The sequence below is a fragment of the Geminocystis sp. GBBB08 genome, assembly GCF_016743215.1.
Lineage (GTDB): Bacteria > Cyanobacteriota > Cyanobacteriia > Cyanobacteriales > Cyanobacteriaceae > Geminocystis.
Window position 1 is genome coordinate 1 of sequence record NZ_VRZC01000306.1, and the last position, 964, is coordinate 964.

Annotated in this window: 2 protein-coding genes; both read right to left on the reverse strand. The window is 28.6% G+C overall.

Annotated features, from left to right (window positions below; translation table 11 throughout):
- Positions 1-440: phospholipase D-like domain-containing protein (locus FWJ34_RS19385; RefSeq protein WP_308256963.1), on the reverse strand; the 440-nt coding region annotated here is incomplete at its 3' end.
- 44 nt (positions 441-484) lie between these two features.
- Positions 485-964, reverse strand: a 480-nt coding sequence (locus FWJ34_RS19390; protein WP_308256964.1) for a sigma-70 family RNA polymerase sigma factor, incomplete at its 5' end; no start/stop codon positions are given.

The following is a 964-nucleotide window of genomic DNA, read 5'->3' on the forward strand; positions in this document are numbered from 1 at the left end:
GGAGTAAAGTTAGATGAACCAACGATACTATATTCATCAAAAATATAGGCTTTTGCATGAAGAAACTGGTTTTTATCTCCTAATGCACCGAACAATCTTACCTCTATTTTATCTTGTTGTAAATACTCAATTAGTCGATCGATTTGTTGTTTATAATTGACATTAAAAGGATTTTCTTCTAATTGTTTTTGTAAAGTTTTTCTATAATATCTTAGTAAGTCTATTCGATCGCTTTCTGCTGGGCGAATGGCTGGATCCCTACCGATGAGAAGACGGAGGGAATTAAGTTTATTCATGGGAGACTCTAATCTTAACCATGCTTCAATGCGGAAAAAGCCTGTAACTATATCAAGGGTTAATTGATTATTATCTTCAATGATAGTAGCCAAAACAGATTCAAGAGAGCAATGTTGATTATCTATATAATCAGGTATAATCATAATTAATTACAAAATAAAAAAGTTTTATAAATATAAGTAATATTTTAAGTAGTAGATAGAGAAATATTTTTTTCCTTAATTAATTCTTTTAGTTTTTTTATGTAGTTAATACATCTATTTATAATTTCTTGGTTTTGAGAAATATCAATTTTTATTGTGTGATTACTATTTATGTGATATACATAATAAATATATGAGTGAGAAATATAAACTTGTGATTTTCTTCCCAAAAAGATATTAAAACATTCTTGATTTACGATATAGTCATTATAGAGATAGTCCATAATTAAATGTTTGTTTTCACGTAATTTAGTCAAGGCTTCCCTCTCAATTTGTCTAACTCTTTCACGGGAAATTTTCAGAATCTCACCAATTTTTGACAAAGTTAAAGGTTTACCATCATCCAAACCATAACGTAATCTAATAACATCTTGTTGTTGTTGAGTTAATTCCGACATCATACGATTTAAGTCAAACTGAAGACATGAATAATCAGTGAAGTCATCTGGTGATTGTCCTTTATC